The following is a 24,153-nucleotide window of genomic DNA, read 5'->3' as shown; positions in this document are numbered from 1 at the left end:
ACTAAAAATATTCCTGCAAACTTTTTACAGTAAAATTTGCATATTTTAATTCTGTCATGCCATGAATCGCCGCTTGCGCTCCTGGTATTGTCGTCATAACTGGCACTTTTCGATGATAAGCTAGCGTGCGAAATTGTCTTTCTTCCTGTCGTTGAACCGAGGAGGATGGCGTATTAATGATTAAACAAATCTCACCCTGCTTTAACAATTCCAAAACGCTCGAGTTCCCTTGATTCGCGTGGGTCAATCGTTGGAAAGGAATATTATTTTTTTCAAAAAAATCAGCAGTCTCATCATAAGCACAGAGCGAAAAATGAAGATCCAACAATTTTTGAGCTAATGTTCTGAGCTGTGGTTCATCTTTTGAATTAATTGCAAAAAATACCTTTCCTTGAGCAGGTAAAGCAGGTTGTGCAGCCATTTGTGACTTCGCATAAGCCATCCCTAAACTATCGTCCATACCCATCACTTCCCCCGTAGATTTCATTTCAGGCCCAAGCAAAATGTCAACCTGTTTAAATTTTGCAAAAGGAAAAACCGCTTCTTTTACAGAAAAATATTTAGGAACAATTTCTTCAGTAAACTTAAGTTTTTTCAATGATTGGCCAGCCATCACTTTTGCAGCTAATTTTGCTAAAGGCACTCCAATGGCCTTGCTCACAAAAGGCACCGTTCGCGAAGCGCGAGGATTCACCTCTAAAACATAAATTTCATCTTCTTTAACAGCGAATTGAACATTCATCAAACCCTTAACCTTTAGTGCCTGGGCCATTTTTTTTGTAGCTTCACGAATTTCTCTAAGCGCTTTTTCGGACAAAGAGAAAGCCGGAATAACGCAAGCACTATCACCGGAGTGAACACCCGCTTGTTCAATATGCTGCATGACAGCACCAATCACAGTTATTTCACCATCACTCACACAATCCACATCTACCTCGATTGCATCCTCTAAAAAACGATCCATTAATACCGGGCGCTCTGAAGAAACTTCCACAGCTTCTTTCAAGTAAGTTTTGACTTCCTCATCGCTGTAAACAATTCGCATAGCGCGTCCACCGAGAACAAACGAAGGACGCATGAGCAGGGGATAACCCACACGTTCAGCAGCTCGAAGTGCTTCGGATTCGCTTGTAATCGTTTCGTTAGGAGGTTGTTTTAAATTTAACTGCTTCAACATCTGTTGAAATAATTTGCGATCTTCCGCTGCTTCAATGTTTTCAACCGAAGTACCCAAAATGTTAACTCCATTTGCTGCCAACCCCGTCGCTAAATTTAAAGGAGTTTGCCCGCCAAACTGAACGATAACTCCCCAACATTGTTCGCGCTCATAAATATGCAACACATCCTCCAAAGTTAGCGGCTCAAAAAAAAGTTTATCACTGGTATCGTAATCGGTGGAAACCGTTTCCGGATTTGAGTTCACCATGATCGTCTCATAGCCCAACTCTTTCAAAGCAAATGAAGCGTGAACACAACAATAATCAAATTCAATTCCTTGACCAATACGATTTGGGCCTCCACCTAAGATCATCACTTTTTTCTTATCAGACTTACGAACTTCATCTTCTTGGCAATCGTAAGTGGAGTAATAATAAGGGGTATAAGCCTCAAACTCCGCAGCACAAGTATCCACTAAACGATAACTGGGTAAAATTTTTTCTGCATAACGTTTTTTTCGAATATCAGACTCCGTTTGATTGGTGAAATGGGCCAATTGCCGATCTGAAAATCCTAACTGCTTTGCCCTTAAAATAGATTCCTTACTATTGAGTCCCTGACACCGAATCTTTTCTTCTTCTTGAACCAGTTGCTCAATATGTTTTAAAAACCAACGATCAATATGAGTTAACTCATAAATAACCTCCAACGACATCCCAGCTCGAAAAGCATGTCTCAAATAAAATACCCGTTCTGCACAAGGAGTTTTTATTTTTTTTTCAATATCTTCTTTTGAAAAAATAGTGTCACCACCTTGTTTACCACCGCTCAAGCCCCAAGCCCCCACCTCTAAAGAGCGTAACGCCTTTTGAAATGATTCTTTAAACGTGCGACCAATTGACATCGCTTCTCCAACACTTTTCATTGCCGTAGTTAGCGTCGGATCAGCGTCGGGAAATTTTTCAAAAGTAAAACGCGGAATTTTTGTTACAACATAATCAATGGTCGGCTCAAAACTGGCTGGCGTTTCTTGAGTGATATCATTTTTTAACTCGTCCAAAGTATAACCCACTGCCAATTTTGCTGCGATTTTGGCTATGGGATAACCCGTTGCTTTTGAAGCCAAAGCTGATGATCGTGAAACGCGAGGATTCATTTCGATCACAATCATGCGACCATTTTCTGGATGAATCGCAAATTGAATATTAGAGCCACCGGTTTCTACGCCAATTTCGCGGATTACCGCAAACGAAGCATCACGCATAGCTTGATATTCTTTATCCGAAAGCGTTTGAATTGGAGCCACTGTGATACTGTCACCCGTATGAACTCCCATAGGATCAAAATTTTCAATCGAACAAATAATCACGCAATTATCGGCACGATCTCGCATCACCTCCATTTCAAACTCTTTCCAACCAATAAGCGATTCTTCAATTAACACTTCACTGACGGGTGATAACGCCAACCCTTGGGCGACGATAGATTCAAACTCTTCAAAATGATAAGCCACACCTCCGCCACTGCCACCTAAAGTAAAAGCAGGACGAATAATTAACGGCATTCGGCCGATCTTTTTCGCTACTTCGCGAGCTTCCTCGAGTGAATGGGCAATGCCAGATAGAGGAACATCTAAACCAATTTTTTGCATCGCTTCTTTAAAAAGTTGGCGATCTTCTCCTTTGCGAATCGCTTCCTCATTAGCACCGATTAATTTCACACCATATTTTTTTAAAATGCCTTTTTCCGATAATGCCATGGCAGTATTTAAAGCCGTTTGACCGCCTAATGTTGGCAGCAAAGCATCCGGTTTTTCCTTAGCGATAATTTTTTCCACCACTTCAACCGTGATCGGTTCAATATAAGTCGCATCGGCAAATTCCGGATCGGTCATAATGGTGGCCGGATTGCTATTAACTAAAATGACGCGAAATCCTTCTTCCCGTAGCGCTTTACAAGCTTGCACGCCAGAGTAATCAAATTCGCATCCTTGCCCAATAACAATAGGCCCAGAACCAATGAGTAAAATCGAATGAATATCAGTGCGTCGCGGCATAAGTGTGGAATTTTAAAATAATTCTTGTTGTCGCCCAGACGGTTTTAAACCAAATTTGTCATAAGTCCGTTTGGTCGCAACTCGACCTTGCGGCGTGCGTTTCAAAAATCCTTGCATGATGAGATAAGGTTCATGCACTTCTTCTAAAGTTCCAGCTTCCTCACCAACCGCAACCGCGAGAGAATTTAAGCCTACCGGTCCGCCATTGAAACGTTGCGTTAAAGCTTCTAAAAGTCGCAAATCCATTTCATCCAAACCGTCTTCATCAATTTCCAACATGGCTAGGGCTTTGTCAGCAACATCACGGGTGATTGTCGATGCTGTTTTTACTGAGGAATAATCGCGCACCCAGCGCAAAAGGTTATTGGCAATGCGCGGGGTTCCTCGGGAACGTTGTGCAATTTCTTTGGCGCCGCTTTCATCAAGCTCGATATTTAAAATTCGCGAAGAACGAAGAATGACTTTTTGTAAATCTTCAGCTTCATAATAATCCAGACGATTCACCATACCAAAACGGGAGCGTAGGGGAGCACTTAACATGCCCGCGCGTGTCGTGGCGCCAATTAAAGTAAATTTGGGTAGATTCAATCGCACACTTCGCGCGTTTGGTCCTTGGTCAATGATGATATCCAAACGATAATCTTCCATTGCAGGATAAAGATATTCTTCAATCGTCATATTGAGACGATGAATTTCGTCAATAAACAAAACATCTCCCCGTTCCAAATTAGTGAGCAAACCGGCTAAATCGCCTGCTTTTTCAATCACAGGGCCAGATGTGGTTTTAAGATTGGCATTCATCGCTTTTGATAAAATGTTAGCCAACGTTGTCTTTCCTAAACCCGGAGGTCCACAAAACAAAAGATGTTCCAAAGGTTCTTGGCGCGAATGAGCAGCTTGAACTAAAACCTCCAAACGCTCCTTAATTTTTTCCTGACCCGCAAAATCAGAAAAGTCGATAGGCCGTAAAGAAAGATCTAAAGAAGAATCTTCCTCTTGGTTAAACTCATCAATTTTACTGCCTTTCATGAACTCACTTTAACGAAGGATCCCACACTTTTAAATGTTTAAAATAATTTTTAAAATAACCTCGATCACGAGCTAGTAATCGATTGGCATGTTTTTGGGCGTGAGCGCCGATCAAAAGATCGGGCAAAACACGGTCTCGTTTGCCGCCTTGCTTGATATAGTAACGAAACATTTCTCCAGCCAGTAAAGCGCTTTCCAATGAAGATGGAACAAAATTCAATTCCCAATCATCAAGAAAATGACGAAATTGTGAAGCCGATAGGGCAGGGGACAATTCTGCAATGACGGTTTCATTAACAATTAAAGAACCTTCTTGAAACGCTTGTCTCAGTGCCGACTTAGAAACTTCGGCAAACGAAGAATGATTCGTTAAAACGTCTAATAAAACCGATGTATCAACGGCTGTTACCATCGCGAATTGCCTTCAAGTAATCATCGGTTGTTTTACCAAAAGGGATGTGACCTTTTCCTTGCCACTGAGAAAAAACATCCTGGCTACTCTTTTTTTCAGCGATTAATTTGCCTTTTTGCTCGGTAAAGATAAGGACGGTGCCAGACTTAAGACCCAAACGCATTCGCAACGATTTAGGAATGGTAATCTGCCCTTTCTCTGACACGATTGTTTTCATACTTTTAATATATGAATTCTTACTTAAAAAGTCAATATTATGGCAATTAATTTTTCGCAGGCAAAAGTCCCTTGCAAAATTACAGGAAAAATTACTGAGCGATTAGCTTTTAGCTGTTAGCTAATTGCCAACGGCTAATAGCTGACTTTAAAGACTTTTCAACGCCTCACGCACCAAATCTTCAACTAAAGCTTCAGGCTGCTTCTCTTGCACTTGTTTAATAGCCCGATGAGCTTCGATCTGTTTATAGCCCAAAGCGATCAAAGCTAAAACTGCATCATTGACCCTTTGCGCTTGAGGTGAAAGCGCTAAATCCTGGGATGCTTGCTCCCACGCCGCTGAAACGCCAACTTTATCACGCAGTTCCACGATCATTTTTTCGGCTGTTTTTTTTCCCAATCCTTTAATGCGAGAAAGTGTTTGCAAATCATTATTCACTACCGCCGCTCGAAATTGAGTGACGGAAATACCACTCAACACACCCAAAGCAATTTTAGGTCCCACACCGGACACATGATTAATTAGAAGTTGAAATAAAGAGCGCTCTTCTTCCGTCGCAAAACCGTAAAGAATTTGGGCATCTTCTCTTACATGAAAATGAGTCAACAATTTTAAGGCGGCAGGAGGAGTGGGCAATTTATCGTAAGTAGAAAGGGGAATTAATACGTTGTAACCAATTCCGTTGAGTTCCATTTCTACCATCGTAGGTAAAGATCGAACAAGTTTTCCATTAAGATAACTGATCATAACTTTTTCGGGTTTTCAATTCTGCAGCCATTGACCAGTTCATAAACATTCTTAATTTATTTTCAAGGTATCTCAAAAGAAAGGTAAGGTAAAATTTTAATCAATGAATATTGACTTTTCTGAAGCGATTCAAGCTTTGAAAGACATGTTGGACCAAGTCATCGCACGTTTGCCTTATGTAGCGGTGGCATTCCTTGTTTTTATTCTTTTTCTTTTTTTTGCCAAAGGCGTTCGCACACTGGTGAGACGGTTTTCGATGCGACGTCGCCGACACCAAAATCTGGGACTCGTTTTGGGTCGTCTTACCCAAGGATTAATTATTTTTGTAGGTCTATTAGTGGCTTTGGTGATTGCGCTTCCCACTTTTAAGCCTGGGCAACTCGTGCAATTATTAGGTCTTACAGGGGTGGCGATTGGATTTGCTTTTCGTGATGTGCTACAAAATTTTCTGGCGGGTATTATTTTATTGCTTACCGAACCTTTTCGTATCGAAGATCAGATTAAAGTTGATGAGTTTGAAGGCACAGTTGAAGATATTCAAACGCGCGCCACAATTATTCGCACTTATGATGGACGGCGAGTGGTCATTCCTAATTCAGATCTATTTACCAAGTCGGTTATGATTCATACTGCTTACGAAAAGCGTCGAATCGAATGTGAAATTGGTATTGGTTATGGTGATGATATTGATTATGCCAAAGGATTAATTTTTCAAATTCTGAGACATTTTGAAGGAATTTTACAAGAACCACCTCCTAGTATTTTGACTGTAGGTCTTGGAGAAAGTTCTGTCACATTGCGTGTTCGCTGGTGGATCACTCCACCTCGTCGAGCGGATGCGTTGGATGCACGTGATCAAGTCATTGCCGAGATTAAAAAAAATCTTTTGGCTCATGGGGTTGATTTGCCTTTTCCCACACGGCACATTTTATTTCATGATCAAACTGAGGATACTGATGGCGATCGATCGCGTCAGCGGGAGGGATGGCCAGTTGGGGAAAAAGCTACACCGAAATCGTTAAGCATTGCCAGGGTTTTATATAAGCGAATTAAACAAAATAAAAAGGTCAATAACCAATGAAAATAAGACTTCAGCAACTTTGGATTTCATTACGATCTAGCTTTTGGTTCATTCCTGCTCTGATGGTATTAGGCGCGGGTTGTTTAGGGGTAGTATTGGTGGAGTTAGATACAAAAATAGGTGCTAATTTGGTTCGATTTAATGCGCGACTTTTTGGAGCGAGTGCCGATGGAGCGCGAGGAATTTTAACCGGTGTGGCTGGTTCGATGATTACGGTGGCGGGAGTAACTTTTTCTATCACTATTGTTGCCTTATCTTTAGCCTCCAGCCAATACACCTCGCGTGTTTTACGCAATTTCATTCGCGATCGGGCTAATCAGACAGTTCTTGGCATGTTTTTAAGCATTTTTATTTATTGTCTTGTTGTGCTACGCACTATTCGAGGAGGCTCAGAAACGTTTATTCCTTCAGTTTCAGTGTTAGTAGGAATTGCACTGGGAGTAGTGGGAATTGCTTTTTTAATTTTTTTTATTCATCACATCACGACTTCGATTCAGGCGTCTCATATTATTTGCGCCATCGAACAGGAAACAAAAGAAGTAATTGATGAACTTTATCCTGAAAAAGTAAATCAGGAAGAACAGTTTGAAAAAATAGAGGATTTTTTAAAAGACAAATCCTGGCATGAAGTTCTTTCACAAAAAACCGGCTATATCCAAGGGATAGACAGGGAAGAGTTGATAGAATGGGCTGAAGAAAATAATACGATAATTCGTGTATTGCGAGGAGTTGGCGAGTTTGTGATGGAAGGGAGCGCTTTACTTTCCATAGCAAATTACGAACCCAGTAACGGGAATCCAGCATTTCTTAATCGCTACTTTGGTGTGGCAGCTTATCGAACCATTGAACAAGATGCAGCTTTTGGAATTCGCCAATTGGTAGACATCGCTTTAAAAGCTTTATCACCAAGTGTGAATGATACGACAACTGCGGTAACCTGTATCGATTATCTGGGCGCTATTCTTAAGCGGTTAATAAAAAGAAAAATTCCGTGTGGAATTTATCTAAAAAATGATGAAGTCCGACTTCTTGCGCGCTCTAATACTTACCAATATTTTTTAGATGAAGCATTTCATCAGATTCGACAGAGCGGTAAAGATAATACGGCCGTGATTTTAAGAATGTTTGATAGCATTTATCAAATGCTGGACAAAGAAATTATTTCATCACGTCGTCGTGCTTTAATAAAACATGCGCACTTAATACGAGAAATTTCCGAAAACAATATCCTATTTCCACATGATCGTAAGATAATTCAATACCGCTTTCAAGAAGTCGCTCAAGCATTGCGAAATCATTAAAACTAAAAAAAAGCATTTTTACAATCCACAACAATTTTTATATTTCTTACCACTACCACAAGGGCAGGGATCGTTGCGACCTACTTTTGGCATGGCGCGACGAACCGGTTGAGCCACTTGAGCAATGGTTTCAGAAACAATATCGGAGGAAGTGGAGGTTGAAGGATCAGGATTAGCGGTAGAAGGTCCGCCTAGAGCCGAACTTTCTTCATGAACAAAACGTTGGGGTAAAGCGGCTAAAAATTGCTCAAAGGCCGTCAAGCTTGCTGTTGATCGGAAGAGGTTCGATGCGATTTCCTCTTTCATTTCGCGCATCATTTCTTCGAACATCGAAAAGGCTTCTTGTTTATATTCCAAAAGCGGATCTTTTTGACCATAAGCGCGTAGACCAATGCTAGTGCGCAATCCATCCATGGCATAGAGATGCTCCTGCCATAAACGATCTAAAGCGCCTAGAATCATAAAACGCTCTAATGTTTGAGTAGCATTAGGTTCTTCAAATTTCGTTTTTAAATCATAAGATTTTTCGATTTGCTCCAAGCAGTATTTCGTCAAAGCCGCCTCTTCAGAAAAAGAATCAAGCTGTTGACGCGAAAGGTTGATGGGAAAAGTGCGATTGACCCATTCCAAGAAATTCTCTGAACCGGATTCGGAATCAGAAAATTTTTCTTCAGCATGATTTTTAAGCACTTCTTCTATCACTTCAAAAACTTGTTGGCGAGGATGAGTGGTGTGAAGAATCTCGTTACGAAAATCGTAAACAATCATGCGCTGCTGATTCATAACATCGTCATACTGCAACGTGTGTTTGCGAATGGTGTAATTGCGTTGTTCAACACGTTTTTGCGCATTTTCCACGCTGCGATTGAGCAGGGGATGTTCCAACTCCTCATTATCTTTCATGCCCAATTTGGTCATCCAAAGCGCTAGCTTTCGAGAATCAGCAAAGTTGCGCATGAGTTCGTCTTCAAAAGAGATAAAAAATTTAGAAGAACCAGGATCACCTTGACGCGCGCAACGTCCGCGTAATTGTCGATCAATACGGCGTGCTTCATGACGTTCTGTTCCGATAACTCGTAACCCGCCTAATTCCGCCACACCAAGGCCTAATTTAATATCCGTTCCACGACCCGCCATGTTCGTGGCAATGGTTACTGCACCGGCCTGACCCGCGCGCGCCACAATCTCCGCTTCTTGTTGATGGAATTTAGCATTTAACACATTATGAATAATGCCTTCTCGCTTGAGCATGCGTGAAAGCAGTTCGGACGCTTCTACTGAAACTGTGCCGATAAGAAGAGGCTGTTTTTTGGCATGCGCTTCTTTAACTTCGTTCACAATGGCATTATATTTTTCACGCCGCGTTTTATAAATAGAATCGTTACCATCATTGCGAACGCAAATTCGATTAGGTGGAATGACTACCACGCTTAATTTGTAAATGTCATGAAATTCATTGGCTTCGGTTTCTGCCGTTCCGGTCATGCCAGCAAGTTTTTGATAGAGGCGAAAATAATTTTGGATCGTTATAGTTGCAAGCGTTTGCGTTTCGCGATCAATTCTTACGCCTTCCTTGGCTTCTACGGCTTGATGTAAACCATCGCTCCAACGGCGGCCGGGTAAAACGCGACCAGTAAATTCGTCAACAATCATCACTTTGTTATCTTGCACAACGTATTGAACATCTTTTTCCAAAGTGCAGTAAGCGCGTAGTAATTGTGAAATAGTATGAATGCGATCAGTGGACTGATCAAAATTGGTTTGAGCTTCTTGTACCAATTTATCTTTTTCTTCGCGTGATCGGTTGGGATCGCTATTGATATCGTGCATCTGGGTCAAAAGATCGGGGACAACAAAAGCATCGGGATCGTTAGGACTCAAAGAAGTGCGACCTTTGGCAGAAAGATCCGCGTCGTTATTTTTTGCATCGATGGTAAAGTAGAGTTCTTCTTTAATGCGATAAAGCTCTTCGCGACGCGTGTCAGCGTAAAGATTCGTTTCAAAATCTTCTAGGGCGCGACGCAGTTCCGGCTCCTCCAACATTTTGAGAAGCTGTTTATTATTGGGCATGCCGGTTTTAACTCGATAAAGCGCGCCTCCTGCTGTGGTAATATCGTTTTTTTCAAAAGCAGTTTTGGCATCTGCAGCGAAACGGTTGCAAAGTGTGGTTTGTTCGCGAACCAATCGTTCAATAGCAGGTTTAAATTTTTCAAATTGGAAATTGGAAGCCACCGTGACGGGTCCAGAGATAATTAAAGGGGTGCGCGCTTCGTCGATCAGAATACTATCTACTTCATCGACGATGGTGAAATAATGGCCACGTTGCACTTGATCTTCCGCGCGCGAGGCCATCCCATTATCGCGCAGATAATCAAAACCAAATTCGGTATTGGTTCCGTAAGTGATATCACAAGCATACTGCTCGCGCCGCTCAGCAGAAGACATGTCATGTTGAATGCAACCTACCGTTAACCCCAAAAAACGATAAACTTCGCCCATCCACTCGCTATCACGTTGAGCTAGGTAATCATTTACAGTCACCACATGCACACCGCGACCCGTTAAAGCATTGAGATAAGTGGGAAGTGTGGCCACTAAAGTTTTACCTTCGCCTGTTGCCATTTCAGCGATTTTACCTTGATGAAGCACCATGCCGCCTAGTAATTGCACATCGAAAGGAACCATTTCCCAGGTTAATTCTTGGCCGCGAACCAAAATACGACGTTTGGCTTGAGTAAAGCGGCGACAAGCATTTTTTACCACAGCAAAAGCTTCTGGAAGTAACGCGTCTAACGTTTCACCGGACTGATGGCGCTGTTTAAATTCTTCAGTTTTTGCGCGCAGTTGATCATCTGATAAAGAGTAATAGGTTTTTTCGATTTCATTAATCTTTGCCACAAATGGCATCAGCTTGCGAATTTCTCGCTGATTTTTTGTTCCAAGAATTTTTTTAATAAACCAGGTCATCATAACAAATTTAGAAAGGACGCATTATTGCAGTTTAATAAGACTATAAAACTAAATTTTTCGAAAATCGCGTCAAGTTTTGATAGCCAGTCTTTTCAATCACAACAAGATCTTCCACACGTACTCCACCTAAACCAGGATAATAGAGACCTGGTTCAACGGTAATTGCATCATTTTTTCTCAATTTTCCTGAGCCAAAACGGGGTGATTCGTGAATTTCCAAACCCACACCATGACCTAAGCCATGAAAAAAACCGACGTGACGTTTTTTGCGAATTTCAGTTGGGTAACCTTGTTCAGTAAAAAAATTGCGAATGTCTTGTTGAATTTTTATTCCATCACAATTATCGTGTAATTGTTGAAGAGCACGTTTTTGACCTGTCAAAACGGTTTGATAAAGTTTTTGTTGAGATTCGGAAGCTTTTCCACGCACGAAAGTGCGAGTGATATCGCCCCAATACCCACTTTTAATCACTCGAGGAAAGATATCGACAATGATAAGTTCATTGGCTCGTAGGGGACCATAACCTCGTTCGTGAGGATCACAAGCTTGTTCACCTCCGGCGACAATGGTATGAACTCCTACGGCGCCGGCGTAAGCAAGGGCAACATTAATTTCAGCCTGTATTTTTTCTGAGGTGAGGCGCTGGTGATTGAGTTGCAAAAACCCATTTGAAGTAATTTTAGCTCGTTGCAACAGTTCTTTCGCGCGAGCCATACCTAGCTCTGCAACGGCTTGAGCCTGTTTAAGATATTTGATTTCAAGAGTTGTTTTGGCACGACGTTCTGGAAATAAATCCGCATCTTTTACCAGCGAAAGTTGTAAGCCTTGCTTTTTTAGTAACTCAGCGATGCCGGCTGGAAACGTATAGGGAACGGTAAGATGTCGAATTTCCTTTTCTTCAAGAAAAGAAAGCAAGGCGGCGATGTCTTTATTTTTTATTTTAGCAAATTTTTTGAGAATAGAAAAATTTGTGATAGAAAAGCAGTGAGTGATTCGAGCCGTACGTCGTGCACGATCAATTTCCAGGTCAGAAAAAAATCCATAAGTTTTCTCTTTTTCTTTTTTGGAAATCGAAATCCAAAGGAAAGAATCAGGCGCAAAAAATTGGGTAACGTAGAGAAGATTGGCGTCAGTTTCACTCGCCCCATATAGAAGTTTAGCCAATGGCTTTTTCATAGCATTGCGTTTGTTTTGCCTTAGGCTAATCTAAAGATATGTCAATCGTTACTAAAACGGGAGATAATGGAACGACAGGGTTAATGTTCAATCGACGCGTCTCAAAAACCGATCCACGCGTAGCGGCTTATGGAGCGGTGGATGAGTTAAATGCCGCATTAGGCATGGCACGAAGTCTGGCAGAAAATGAGTCAATCAAACAGGAACTCTTCCAAGCACAAAAAGAATTGGTAATCGTGATGGGAGAGTTATCTGTTTTGTCTGAAGATCGGGAACGTTATCAAGAAAAAGGATTTTCTTTTGTTTCTGAGGAAATGGTTAAACGGTGGGAGGGAAAGATTTCAGCTATTGAAAAAACGTCTCCTTCTTTTGAAGGTTGGGACACTCCGGGTTCCACCAGTTTTTCTGCAGCGCTTCATGTTGCGAGAACAATATGTCGACGAGCGGAAAGAGAGGTTTGGCAATTAAGAGAAAGGGGAGCTTTTTCGAATATTCAAACGACTATTTATCTCAACCGATTATCGGACTGGTTATGGTTAGCCGCTCAAAGTTGCAAGTAAGATTTATTCTGATTTAGAAAACGTAAAAATTATTTTTTTGCTAGCACGGCCATCATGCGACCCGTTTTACCTTGTTCTGCTCGATAAGAATAGTAGTGATCAAGATTCGAAGCCGTGCAAATTTCACAATCGTAAAACTGTTGTATGCCCAGTACTTTCGCTTGGGTTTTGATTTGAGAAACAAAGTCGATGGGATAGTTAGGAAAACGAATACAGGGGCTAAGTTGAACAATGAGTTGAGAGGGTGCAGTGCCAAAAGTTATTTTCATTTCTTCTACTAGCGTTTGAAGAATGTTTTTCTCTGTGCCTTGACGGCCGGAATGAGCAAGTCCGATGCTTTGGGTCAGGGGATCAACAACGTAAATAACACAACAGTCAGCTACAGAAATCGCTAAAGCGATGTTTTTTTCTTGGGTGCAAAGGGCATCAGTCTCGGGTTGGCAATTTTCAGATTGTTTGGTGACTACAACAACCCGGTTGCTGTGGATTTGTTGAGCACTTTTCCAAGCATATGGAGTTATGGGCAATTTTTCTCTTAACACGAGATTGTCAACATGGCGTTCGGGTGTAGCCGTAGCGTGACGTGTGGTAAAAATGTGTTCGATCCAATCTATTTTTTGTAAAGCGGGAAATTGGATAAAACTCATGAATAAACTTCAATTATCGCGTTGGAGTAAATAGTCGGCAAGGGCATGAAGATTTTTCGCTTTTTTCCCAAACGGTTTAAGTGAGTTTCGCGCTTTTTGGGTCCAATAATCAGCTTCTTTTTGAGCTTTAGGTAAACCTAGTAGGGCAGGGTAGGTTGCTTTTTGGGATTTGAGATCTTTGCCCGCGCTTTTGCCTAATTTTTCAGTGGTTTGTGTGATATCAAGAATGTCATCAATGATTTGGAAGGCGAGTCCGAGTGCATGACCAAATTCGGAAATGTGTTTGAGTTGAGCTGGTGTGGCATTGGCTGACATGGCGCCGAGCCGCACTGAGGTGCGAATGAGGGCGGCAGTTTTATTTTCGTGAATTTTTTTTAATGTAGCAAAGGAAATTTTTTTGCCTTCATTTTCGATGTCCATGACTTGGCCAGCAATAAGAAATTGGCTGCCTGCTGCTTGAGCAATTTCGCTAATGACATCAGTATGCGAATAACGAGGCCAGGCACGACAGGTCGCAGCAATTTCGAAGGCGCTTGTTAGCAAAGCATCACCGGCTAATACAGCAATGCCTTCACCATAAACTTTATGAGAAGTAGGTTTGCCACGACGAAAGTCGTCGTTGTCCATACAGGGTAAATCGTCGTGAATCAAAGAATAAGTGTGAATACATTCTACAGAACAGGCGAGGGGGAGCGCTCCTTGAGATTTTCCGCCACAAGCTTCCGCGGCGGCTAAACACAAAATAGGTCGCAAGCGTTTGCCACCTGCAAAAATGCTGTAGCGCATAGCCTGATGAATTGTTTTTGGCGTTTGATTAGCTGCGGGCAAATAACGATTCAGAGCTTGGTCAACAGTGCGCTGACTTTTCTTGAGATAGTTTACCAGTGTCATAAGCAAGCATTGCTGTTAGCAGATATTGTCTTGGGAGAAAAGGTTTGTGTGAAAGAAAATTTTCTTTATTTTGAATGTGGACAGGAATGGTAGAGAGTTAGACCGTCAACCCCGCCAGGGCCGGAAGGCAGCAACGGTAGCGGAATTAATTTTGCTATGATTTCCTGTCCTTTATTTTTTAATCCCAAATCTGCTGATGCAAAATAATCAAAAAACAAATTTTTCAAAATTGAGCGCGCCAAGTTTTGCCTGGCAAATTATTTTGAACCCATTTTGGGAAGTTTGGCTGGTTACGAAGTTCTTCTAGATCTTTGTCGTGCAGTAAAAAATCCCAATTATGATAGCCGAGATCAATCGCTTTTTGGAGGGCCATCAACGAGGCTTCCAGTTGATGGATGCGACAAAGGCTACAAGCGTAATTATAATGGGCAAGGGCGTCGTTAGGAAATTGCGCGATAATGCGCTCATCAAGAGCTAAAGCTTCGGGATAAAGTTGCGCTTCCATATAATAATCAGCCAAAACTTTAATAATTTCCCAATCGTCGGGATAACGCGAGTGCAAGCTTTCATAGAAGCTAATCTCTACCGTTGGCGAAATAATGGTCTTTTCCATGACTTGATTAAGCAATCCCTATGCTCTATAGCAAATTTGAATAAGTGTAAGCAGTTGTCAATTTATTTTAATTGAAAGATTAATTATGGAAAAAGAAGAGACTATTTTTTCAAAAATCATTCAACGCAAGATTCCTGCACAAATCGTTTTTGAGAATGATGAGATTTTAGCATTTCACGATATTGCACCTCAAGCCCCCGTCCATGTGCTTATTATTCCTAAAAAACCTATTGAGCGAATTGCAGCGGCTGAGGAAGCAGATGCCGAGTTGCTAGGAAAAATGCTTTTGACAGCTCAGAAGCTCGCGCGCGATCTCGGGCTAACAAAAACTGGTTTTCGTCTTGTGTTTAATAACGGTCCAGACGCCGGCGAAGCCGTGCCTCATTTGCATCTTCATTTGTTAGGGGGAAGAAAACTTGATTGGCCGCCAGGTTAACAAGAGACACCGAAAACAGTAACGCCTATCGGGGTATGGCGCGCACTTCTAGACCTTGCAAAAGGTAAGGTTGATCTGCTTCTATCAAATCAAGGCGCAGTCGATCTGAAATTAATGTGTGGTTAAGGTAAAATAAACAGTCGTTAACACCGGGTTGTAGTCTACAAACTTCTTGGCGCCAAGTTCGATATTTGTGGTCAGTTTGTGTTTTGTAAAGAAGGCACAATTTAGTTTTAATGGGGGAGGTTATTTTAACTGAAACAACCGTGGCTTGATTTGAGGAAAAAGCAAATTCGGGAAGAATAAGTTGAGCTTTCGGTCCATTAGGAGTTAACCACCAACCTATATTCTGTGGATTGAGTTCTAAATTTCGATTTTTTACTTTTTGTGGTGCATCCAGATTAAGAGAAAAAAGAATATTTGTAGAAAGAGAAAAATCTTGATCCAAAGGCCGATCGCGCATACCGCTAGGATTAGGTGTAAGCCTAGGAATCATGCGCTCAACCATCTCTAAAATAACGATGTCAGGTTTCTCTTTTTCTACAATTTTAGTATTTAATTTATAATCCCAAATATAAGTAGCAGTTTGAAAAAGTTCTGAGGTAAAAGGAATAAGGGCATTAAAAAAAGAGTCGCGATGGACGAGCGCCTTGGGCAAAGTCGGATCGTCAATTTTTGTCACACGAAAAGCAGGATTAGGAATTTCAATAGCTCGAAATGATGTTACCGGAGTAAGTTGTGGCGCTTTTTCTATAAAATAATGTGACATACCTAATACCAAAGAAAGATCGCCTGAAAAAGGGAGATTTTCTATTTTAAATTGTTTGAGATCAGTCGGCGGCAAAGCCGGAAAATTTTTTCTCAAAAAATTAGCAATCTGTTGATAAATGACCCACGCACCTAACTTATTCCAGTGAGTGTCGGTTAAATAAAAAAGTGTGCCTAACCCTTTGGCTTGCTTGAGAAACAGTCTGCTATCAATAATTTCCAGATCAGAATTTTTTTTCAGATATTTTATCAATTGATCCGCTCGAGTTTCTTCTTTGCGATTTTGCAAATATTTCGGCAAATATTCAGGATAAATGGATTGTTTATCAGGAGTAATGATAAATAAAAAACGGCAATTTCTTTTTTTCAACCAATCTCGACGTTCTTCTAACGTTTGACGAAAGAACTCTAATTCTTCCTGGCTCAACGTCAATAAACCTTGATAATCAAGCAAGGTGTCATCATTGGCAGTATAAAGCCATCCTTTTTCCCCAATAACAATATCTTCTGAAGTGGATTGTTTTAATCCGCCCACCAATAACCAATTATGTCCCCACAAAAGACTATTACGCCAACCGAAATAATCTTTGTAATAAGCCTCCCATGCTAAAGGAAATTTTTGCAGCGCTTTTTTCTTCCATTTCCATTCAGGAGGCGGAGTCAAATTCCGATTTTCTTTTGCAGACAGCGTCGGATCCCAATGAAAATAATTATCTGCCAAAGGCAACCACAGCGTAATAAAGAAAGTGCTAATTAATAACCAATCGCTAATGATTTTGAAGGGAGAGCGAAGCATAAGCCTAAAATCGAAAATAGATAAAAGGATTAAATGTTCCAGAAGCTAACCGCATCATACAAAAAATGATGAGACTAAAAAAACAAATCGGCCGTAAGCACAAAAGACAAGAACCTATGAATCGAGAGGAGGCAGAAGGCTGCGGATTCACAATCAAAATCTTATTAAAAAATTTAGCCGGCAAAGGAGTCGACGCCAGAATCCCAGCGATCAAAGCAATCACTGTTAAAGGTTGCAATAGTGTAGCAAGCGTAGTTTCAAGATTGATATTAGAAACGAAACCAAATAACGCTCGATAAAAATTAATACTGCCTTCTAAAGTTTCTGCTCGGAAAAAAACCCAGGCCAATAAAACGATAAATAAGCTGTAAAAATGACCAAGAGATTTGATGCGAATTAAAAATTTAAATAAGCCACTTCGTTCCAAAACCAGAAAAGCGCCATGAAATAAACCCCAAATCACAAAATTCCAACTCGCTCCATGCCATAATCCACAAAGAATAAAAACCACTATTAAATTCAAAAAAGTGCGCCAACTCCCTTTGCGATTTCCGCCGAGCGGAATATAAAGATAATCTCGAAACCAACTGGACAAAGAAATATGCCAGCGCCGCCAAAATTCAGTAATAGATCGAGAAATGTAAGGATAATTAAAATTTTCCAAAAATTTAAAACCAAACATGTGACCCAACCCAATTGCCATGTCAGAATAGCCCGAAAAATCGAAGTAAATTTGTAACCCGTAGCAAACTAACCCTAACCACGCCAAAGGCGTTGTTAATTCCGTAGCAGAAAGTTGAAAAACCTTATCCGCAGGCACGGCCAAGACATTAGCAATTAAAACTTTTTTACTAAGACCCAAAATAAACCGCTCGATTCCATAAGCAAAATCCTCTCGAGTGATATGACGCTGGTTAATTTGCCGATCCACATCATGATAACGCACAATAGGACCCGCGATGAGTTGAGGAAATAACGCAATATAAAGACCAAAATTAATGGGATTTTTTTGAATCTGTCCTTCGCCCCGATAAACATCGATGACATAAGACATTGCTTGAAAAGTGAAAAAAGAAATACCAATCGGCAGGTGAATCGCTTCCACTTTAAAAAATCCAATCCCTAAAGCTCTAAAATTTTCCGAAAGAAAATGAGCATACTTAAAAAAGATCAGCAAACTTAAATTTGCCGCGATGGCTAAACCAATAATTAATTTAATGGAAGATTGATGACGCGTTCGATGAACCCAAAGACCCATGCCATAATTTAAAGCAATGGAAACCAACATGACCCAACCGTAAACCGGTTCGCCCCAAAAATAAAAAAAGAGACTGGCTGTCAACAACCATACATTTTTCAACTTCCAAGGGAGCGCCAAGTAAACTGTCAATACAACAGGAAGAAAAAGCGTAAGAAATAATATGGAGCTAAAAACCATGATTTTTACAACGCACGAGAAAGCGATTTTTCTGCTTCAGCCAAAACTTTTTCCTGAGCTTCAGATAATGTAGCCTTCAGTTGAGCTCCCGCTGCCTCAGGATGTCCGCCGCCGTTAAACTGTTTAGCTAATTCGCTAACGTTAACTTTTCCTTTGGAACGAAAACTAAGTTTAATCACGCCATCGGCTTTTTCTTCAAACAGAATGGCCAAATCCACGCCCTCATTGGAAATAATAGTTTCAATCATACCCTCGGTGTCTTCCGGTTTGGCACCCGAAGCGCGATACATCGCTTGGGTAAGGGGATAGTAAGCCAACCGATCCTGGTAACGAAACTGCAACTGTTGCAAAACTTCTCTCAATAAACGCGTGCGTCGCAAAGGGTAGCAACCATAACATTGATGAGACATATCAGCAATGCGCGCGCCAGCTTGACTTAATGCCGCAGCCACTTCAAACGTGCGCGTTGTTGTATTGCGATATTTAAACGACCCCGTATCGGTAGAAATCGCGACAAAAAGATTATCGGCAATGGCGGGCGTAATTTCCCATCCCACGTGAGTAAACAGTTCAAACAACAATTGCCCTGTTGCAGGAGCTTTGGGATCAATCAAATTAAACTCCCCATAGCGTTCATTGCTCACATGATGATCAATATTAATTAAAATATCGGACTGCCATCCAACAAATGTCGGCCCTAAACGTTTATAAGTTGCATTATCAATCGCAATCACTGCATCGACCGCCGGTGGCTGTTTAGGAGTGACTTGGATTTTTTCTGAGCCAGGCAAAAAGCGATAATTTTCCAACAACCCATCTTCATTATAGAGAAAAACTTTTTTCCCCTGCGCCTCCAGTGCCAATCCCAACCCTAGTAAACTACCATAAGCATCGCCATCCGGTCGGACATGAGTCAACAAAGCCAGAGTTTTTAGCGGCTTTAACGCTTGAAGCGCACGTGACCATTCCGAGAAATCAATAGACATCTTTCAAGTAGCGTTTTTCAGTTTTAGTAAGCGTAACTTCGATATATTCCTTAGCCGCGTCAGCGCTTAAACCGCCTTCTTTTTGGGCGATATCAATCAAAGCCTGATGCACATCGCGGGCCATACGTTTCGCGTCGCCACAAACATAAAAATAAGCGCCTTCCTGTAACCATTGCCAAAGTTCCTTGCCATTTTCCAACATACGATTTTGCACATAAATTTTATGCGCTTGATCCCGAGAAAAGGCTGTGTCGAGCCGGGTTAGTAAACCTTGTTTTTGATATTCTGCAAATTCTTCACCATAGAGAAAATCCGTAGCCGCTTTTTGATCGCCAAAGAAAAGCCAATTTTTCCCTTGATGTCCGTGCACTTGACGATGTTCCAAAAACGCTCGAAAAGGGGCAATTCCCGTCCCAGGTCCCACCATAATCATCGCAGTATTCGGATCACTAGGAAGATGAAAATGGCGCGTCGGCTGAACATAAACTGAAATTTCTTCACCTAAAGCAACACCTTCTGCAAGATAACCTGAGGCCAAACCCACTTTAGGACGACCATGCGTTTCGTAACGCACCACCGCTACGGTTAAATGCACTTCATTGGGATGTTTTTTCGGTGAAGAAGCAATAGAATAAAGTCGCGGATTACTTTTATTCAGCAATCCAATCAATTCTTCCGCCGTAAATCGGACAGAAGGAAAATCTGAAATCACATCGAAACAATCTCGCGTAAAAACATATTCATCTAACTTTGCCTCATCGGCAACCAAAGCTTGAAATTTTTCTTTTGCTGCAGAATCTGTCAATTTTTCCCAACACGCTTTAACCAATTTTTTCCCAGAACGATTCAGTACATAAACACTTTTTAACGCTTCCTCCAAAGACAACGTTTTATCAGGTGCTACAGAAATTGAGGTCTCCGGATTAAGCTCCAGAAGTTTTAGCATTTCTAGAACTAAAGTTTGAGGGTTTTGTGCTAAAACCCCCAAAGAATCACCAGGATTATAAGGCAATGCCTCGGTGTCGATTTTAAGAACAAGATGACGCGTGTCCTTTTCCGAACCCGGCTTGCTTAGCAAACGATTCTCTAACAAAACCGCCGAAAAAGGGTTATTACGATTAAATAAAGATTTTGATGCTGCTGGGGTCTGACTCATAAGAAAGAAAAACCATAAAAGAGAAAGATTTTTGTTCAAGTCGGAATTATTTCTTGCTAACTCGTGACAAAGTAACAGGTGACAGGTTGCTAAATTATCGCTATTTTTAATTTCTAACATGACAGACACGTTAACACGCAATTTTTGTATCATTGCTCATATCGACCATGGCAAAACCACACTTTCGGATCGTTTGTTGCATCGCACAGGAACCATTGAGACGCGCGAAATGCAGGATCAATTATTAGATTCCATGGATTTGGAGCGCGAACGAGGGATCACGATCAAGGCTCATCCGGTGACGATGCAATATCAAGCTAAGGATGGAAAGGTTTATCGCCTCAACTTGATTGACACGCCTGGTCACGTGGATTTTAGTTATGAAGTTTCGCGCAGTTTAGCTGCTTGCGAAGGCGCGTTATTAATTGTAGATGCCGTGCAAGGGGTTGAAGCACAAACGGTGGCGAATGTTCACCTAGCAATGAAACAAAATCTCACCATTATTCCCGTGATTAATAAAGTGGATTTACCCGCAGCCAATGTCGAAGTCGTCAAAAAACAATTGGAAGATATTTTATCTATTCCTGGTGAAGAAGCTATTCCCGCTAGCGCTAAAGTGGGCATTGGCATTGAGGAAATTTTGGAAGCGATTATCACGCGATTGCCACCTCCACCAGATGTGAAAGAAGATAATTTAAGAGCGCTTGTGTTCGATTCAGTTTTTGACACTTATCGTGGTGTGGTCAATTACGTGCGCGTTTTTAACGGAGTGATGAAACCCGGCGCTTATATTCAGATGATGCGCACACGAGAAAAATATGAAGTGAAAGAAGTGGGCATTTTTACGCCAAAACCAAAACGCCAAGAAAAATTGCAAGCGGGTGATGTGGGTTATGTGATTGCTAATATTAAAACCACATCGGAAGTGAAAATAGGGGACACGATCACGGATGCGCAACGCCCTGCGAAAGAGCCCTTGCCCGGCTTTATGGAGCTTACGCCGATGGTGTTTAGCGGCATTTATCCTATTAACACTTCCGATTTTGAACGCTTAAAGGCTGCTCTGGGCAAGTTGCAACTTAATGATAGTGCTTTTATTTATACTCAAGAAAGTTCAGTGGCTTTGGGTTTTGGGTTTCGCTGTGGATTTCTCGGTTTGTTGCACATGGAAATTGTGCAAGAACGGTTGCGACGAGAATATGAAATGGATATCATCGCAACTTATCCGAGTGTGGTTTATCAAGTACTCACTACAAAAGGAGAGATTTTAGAAATTAGCAACCCAGTGGATTTACCCGATCCTTCACAGATCGACGAAATCCAAGAACCGATGGTGCGCGCATTTATTATGTGTCCCAACACCAACATCGGCGACATGATGCAATTAATCATGGAAAAGCGCGGGCTTTGCGTGCAAACCGAATCTTTGGACAGCCAGCGCGTGATGTTAACTTGCGAATTGCCGCTCAATGAAATTCTAGTTGATTTCAATGATCGAATTAAGAGCCTAACACGCGGTTATGGGTCGATGGATTACGAAGCCATGCCTTATCAAGCCAATGATTTGGTTAAACTGGATATTTTAGTGAATGGCGAACCCGTAGACGCTTTTTCTAGCATTGTGCATCGTGAAAAAGCCGAAGGGCGGGGGAGACAACTCGCTGCCAAACTTAAAGACGTAATCCCTCAACAACTTTTTGTTATCCCAATTCAAGCCGCGATTGGTGGTAAAATTATTGCTCGTGAATCGATTCGCGCTATGGGTAAAAATGTAACAGCTAAATGTTATGGCGGCGATATTACGCGCAAACGCAAACTCTGGGAAAAACAAAAAGAAGGCAAAAAACGCATGAAACAAATTGGGAAGGTGAATATCCCGCAAGAAGCGTTTATTGAAGTGTTGAAAGCTTAATTTTACCTTAATTTAAGTAATAGATATCATTTTAATTTGGTCCCAATGCGCCAATTGCATATTTGTCATTTGCAAGTAGCCTTTTAATGAATATAGTGTGATTCAACCTTCAATTGGAAATTTGCTTATGGGTAAGATATTAAAGATGAATCATGAAGAAAGTCCACTAGCGACAGCGGCTCAAATGGATCAAATGCTTGAGCCTATTATTGAAACCGCTAGAGATTTAACAGAAAAACAAGAACAACAAACGAGAGAAGAATTATGTGAAGTGCTTAATGTAGTTCAAGATAATCCTGTTCCTACAAAGCCTGGTATTGTTCCTAAAAAGCCTGATTTAAAAGATAGAACACTCATTCCAACCTGTGAAAATATAAGCCAAGAAAATTTAGATAAACTCTTCAAGCAAGTGACAGAGATTAAAAGCGAACAAATTTCGGCTAAGCCTCTGTCACCGCTGTAAATTCTGGTTATTTTATCCTTCTTTCCTCTCCCAAGTTCACTAGTTTTCCAGTGAGCAATTTTCGTTGTTAGCTGGCATTTTTGTGTGCTTTTTTGCAAAAGAGCTGTATATAGTTTCCTTTTATGCTCAAAGAAACTTTCAAACATCTCAAGAAACTCTGGCAATACGAATGGGATCACTTGCCCGAACAGGAAAGGGGAGAGTTAGATAACTGTTTGGCTGATTTGAAACAAGCAGTGAAAAACAAAGACAACTCGGCTGAAGAGAAATTGATGTCGCGCGCGGAAACCATTTATGAAAAAATCACTAAGCGACGAAAATTTCCGAAAATTGCGGAAAACGTTGATGTATTGTTAGTGGCGCTAGTTGTCGCGATGGGTATTCGCACTTATTTTTTTCAACCGTTTAAGATTCCCACGAATTCCATGTTTCCCACCTTGCGAGGGGTCGTGATGACGCCATTACCGCTCGATCAGCCCTTACCGAGCAAAGGACAACGCATTTTTGATGCTGTTTTTAAGGGAAGAAATTATTTGGAATTTGATTTACCCGTAGGCGCCCAACTGTTCAACGAAAGCAGTCGCGGCTTTTTTATTTTTCGAAACCAATCGCTCATTTTTGAAAAAGATGGCCAGACCTTGAATAAAACTTTTCGCACCGAGGCCACCGCTCAAGACTTTATTTGGCAACTATTGCAACCCGAAATGGAACGCCAAATTCCTACAGACGGATTTTATCATTTTAAAGCTCAAGTAGACACCGGTGACCATCTTTTTGTTAATAAAATGATCTATAATTTTCGAAAACCCAAACGGGGTGATGCCTTTGTCTTTCGCACCAAAGGATTACCAACGGACTATAATCTGCGACAGCTCAATCAACAAATGGCCTCACAATTCTATATCAAACGCTGCGTTGCAGTGGGGGATGATGAAGTTCGCGTTGAACCACCCTATTTAATGATCAACGGTCAAAAAGCTAGCGAACCGGAAATAAGAAATGTCTGGGAAGCTCGCGAGACCAACCCATTCTACAAAGGCTACAGCCACGGCACGGAAAAAGGTCAAACCATGACTTACCTCAAAAATGCCCAAGATACCTTTCATGTGCCTCCAGACCATTTTTGGGCGATGGGAGATAACAGCTACAACTCAGCCGATAGCCGCCTGTTTGGACCGGTTCCCTTGGAAAATATTATAGGCAAAGCCTTTATTATTTACTACCCATTTAATCGCAAGTTTTGGCTGATTCAGTAAAAACATTAGCCACAGAGAACTCAAAGCTTTTTTAACAAAAAATCCGTTGCATTTCATTTTTAGTGAGTTATCTTGCTAAGATT

Annotated in this window: 21 protein-coding genes and 1 other RNA gene; 8 read left to right on the top strand and 14 right to left on the bottom strand. The window is 41.3% G+C overall.

What is annotated here, in order from left to right:
- Position 1: 1 nt before the first annotated feature.
- The 5 genes from carB to ruvA form a co-directional block, all read right to left on the bottom strand.
- Positions 2-3,214: a carbamoyl-phosphate synthase large subunit gene (gene carB, locus K1X66_04950; protein ID MBX7157717.1), complete on the bottom strand. Its 3,213-nt coding sequence runs from the start codon at positions 3,212-3,214 to the stop codon at positions 2-4.
- A gap of 12 nt (positions 3,215-3,226) precedes the next feature.
- Positions 3,227-4,243, bottom strand: coding sequence for a Holliday junction branch migration DNA helicase RuvB (ruvB, locus tag K1X66_04945; protein MBX7157716.1), 1,017 nt, complete (start codon positions 4,241-4,243; stop codon positions 3,227-3,229).
- Positions 4,244-4,247: 4 nt separating this feature from the next.
- Positions 4,248-4,655 (bottom strand): type II toxin-antitoxin system VapC family toxin, encoded by a 408-nt coding sequence (locus K1X66_04940; GenBank protein ID MBX7157715.1) that lies wholly within the window; start codon positions 4,653-4,655, stop codon positions 4,248-4,250.
- Entirely contained in the window at positions 4,639-4,872 is a 234-nt protein-coding gene (locus tag K1X66_04935) for an AbrB/MazE/SpoVT family DNA-binding domain-containing protein (GenBank protein MBX7157714.1), read from the bottom strand. The genes K1X66_04940 and K1X66_04935 overlap by 17 nt, the downstream gene beginning before the upstream one ends.
- Positions 4,873-5,019: 147 nt before the next feature.
- Positions 5,020-5,619: a Holliday junction branch migration protein RuvA gene (gene ruvA, locus K1X66_04930; GenBank protein MBX7157713.1), complete on the bottom strand. Its 600-nt coding sequence runs from the start codon at positions 5,617-5,619 to the stop codon at positions 5,020-5,022.
- Between the two features lie 103 nt (positions 5,620-5,722).
- Between ruvA and K1X66_04925 the strand changes: the two genes are divergently transcribed.
- Together K1X66_04925 and K1X66_04920 are read left to right on the top strand one after the other, a co-directional pair.
- Complete coding sequence (locus tag K1X66_04925) at positions 5,723-6,700, top strand: mechanosensitive ion channel family protein (protein MBX7157712.1); 978 nt, start codon at positions 5,723-5,725, stop codon at positions 6,698-6,700.
- Positions 6,697-8,001 carry a DUF2254 domain-containing protein gene (locus K1X66_04920; GenBank protein MBX7157711.1) on the top strand — a complete coding sequence of 435 codons (1,305 nt, stop codon included), beginning with the start codon at positions 6,697-6,699 and terminating at the stop codon, positions 7,999-8,001. The genes K1X66_04925 and K1X66_04920 overlap by 4 nt, the downstream gene beginning before the upstream one ends.
- 18 nt (positions 8,002-8,019) lie before the next feature.
- Here the strand turns inward: K1X66_04920 and secA are convergent, their stop codons facing one another.
- Together secA and K1X66_04910 are read right to left on the bottom strand one after the other, a co-directional pair.
- Positions 8,020-10,968, bottom strand: coding sequence for a preprotein translocase subunit SecA (gene secA, locus K1X66_04915; GenBank protein MBX7157710.1), 2,949 nt, complete (start codon positions 10,966-10,968; stop codon positions 8,020-8,022).
- Between the two features lie 43 nt (positions 10,969-11,011).
- A complete protein-coding gene (locus K1X66_04910) occupies positions 11,012-12,148 on the bottom strand; it encodes a Xaa-Pro peptidase family protein (GenBank protein ID MBX7157709.1) in 1,137 nt (378 codons plus the stop codon).
- A 38-nt stretch (positions 12,149-12,186) separates the two neighbouring features.
- Here K1X66_04910 and K1X66_04905 point away from each other — a divergent pair, with 38 nt between their 5' ends.
- Positions 12,187-12,708, top strand: coding sequence for a cob(I)yrinic acid a,c-diamide adenosyltransferase (locus tag K1X66_04905; protein ID MBX7157708.1), 522 nt, complete (start codon positions 12,187-12,189; stop codon positions 12,706-12,708).
- 29 nt (positions 12,709-12,737) lie between these two features.
- On the opposite strand, the gene K1X66_04900 is transcribed toward K1X66_04905, so the two are convergent.
- A complete protein-coding gene (locus K1X66_04900; protein ID MBX7157707.1) occupies positions 12,738-13,355 on the bottom strand; it encodes a polyphenol oxidase family protein in 618 nt (205 codons plus the stop codon).
- A 9-nt stretch (positions 13,356-13,364) separates the two neighbouring features.
- The gene (locus K1X66_04895; protein ID MBX7157706.1) at positions 13,365-14,246 is read right to left on the bottom strand and encodes a polyprenyl synthetase family protein; all 882 of its coding nucleotides are present in this window, start codon (positions 14,244-14,246) and stop codon (positions 13,365-13,367) included.
- Between the two features lie 78 nt (positions 14,247-14,324).
- Between K1X66_04895 and ffs the strand changes: the two genes are divergently transcribed.
- Positions 14,325-14,419: signal recognition particle sRNA small type (gene ffs, locus K1X66_04890), an RNA gene on the top strand.
- 50 nt (positions 14,420-14,469) lie between these two features.
- Here the strand turns inward: ffs and K1X66_04885 are convergent.
- A complete protein-coding gene (locus K1X66_04885; GenBank protein MBX7157705.1) occupies positions 14,470-14,859 on the bottom strand; it encodes a hypothetical protein in 390 nt (129 codons plus the stop codon).
- Between the two features lie 85 nt (positions 14,860-14,944).
- Between K1X66_04885 and K1X66_04880 the strand changes: the two genes are divergently transcribed.
- Positions 14,945-15,295 carry a histidine triad nucleotide-binding protein gene (locus K1X66_04880; GenBank protein MBX7157704.1) on the top strand — a complete coding sequence of 117 codons (351 nt, stop codon included), beginning with the start codon at positions 14,945-14,947 and terminating at the stop codon, positions 15,293-15,295.
- A gap of 25 nt (positions 15,296-15,320) precedes the next feature.
- Here K1X66_04880 and K1X66_04875 read toward each other — a convergent pair whose 3' ends face one another.
- The 4 genes from K1X66_04875 to K1X66_04860 are packed head-to-tail and all read right to left on the bottom strand — an operon-like array spanning position 15,321 to position 20,439.
- Positions 15,321-16,859: a hypothetical protein gene (locus tag K1X66_04875; protein ID MBX7157703.1), complete on the bottom strand. Its 1,539-nt coding sequence runs from the start codon at positions 16,857-16,859 to the stop codon at positions 15,321-15,323.
- Between the two features lie 4 nt (positions 16,860-16,863).
- The gene (locus K1X66_04870; GenBank protein MBX7157702.1) at positions 16,864-18,297 is read right to left on the bottom strand and encodes an MBOAT family protein; all 1,434 of its coding nucleotides are present in this window, start codon (positions 18,295-18,297) and stop codon (positions 16,864-16,866) included.
- A 5-nt stretch (positions 18,298-18,302) separates the two neighbouring features.
- On the bottom strand, positions 18,303-19,283 hold the full coding sequence (locus K1X66_04865; GenBank protein MBX7157701.1) for a bifunctional oligoribonuclease/PAP phosphatase NrnA: 981 nt from the start codon (positions 19,281-19,283) through the stop codon (positions 18,303-18,305).
- Complete coding sequence (locus tag K1X66_04860; protein MBX7157700.1) at positions 19,273-20,439, bottom strand: sulfite reductase subunit alpha; 1,167 nt, start codon at positions 20,437-20,439, stop codon at positions 19,273-19,275. Before K1X66_04860 ends, K1X66_04865 begins: the two co-directional genes overlap by 11 nt.
- A gap of 118 nt (positions 20,440-20,557) precedes the next feature.
- Between K1X66_04860 and lepA the strand changes: the two genes are divergently transcribed.
- The 3 genes from lepA to lepB all read left to right on the top strand — a co-directional run bounded on the left by lepA (position 20,558) and on the right by lepB (position 24,070).
- Entirely contained in the window at positions 20,558-22,351 is a 1,794-nt protein-coding gene (gene lepA, locus K1X66_04855) for a translation elongation factor 4 (GenBank protein MBX7157699.1), read from the top strand.
- 145 nt (positions 22,352-22,496) lie between these two features.
- A complete protein-coding gene (locus tag K1X66_04850) occupies positions 22,497-22,814 on the top strand; it encodes a hypothetical protein (GenBank protein ID MBX7157698.1) in 318 nt (105 codons plus the stop codon).
- 122 nt (positions 22,815-22,936) lie between these two features.
- A complete protein-coding gene (gene lepB, locus K1X66_04845) occupies positions 22,937-24,070 on the top strand; it encodes a signal peptidase I (protein MBX7157697.1) in 1,134 nt (377 codons plus the stop codon).
- Positions 24,071-24,153: the final 83 nt, after the last annotated feature.

Source organism: Verrucomicrobiia bacterium (assembly GCA_019694135.1).
Lineage (GTDB): Bacteria > Verrucomicrobiota > Verrucomicrobiia > JADLBR01 > JAIBCM01 > JAIBCM01.
Note: the sequence above shows the minus strand (reverse complement) of the source record. Positions and strands in the feature narration are given on the sequence as shown.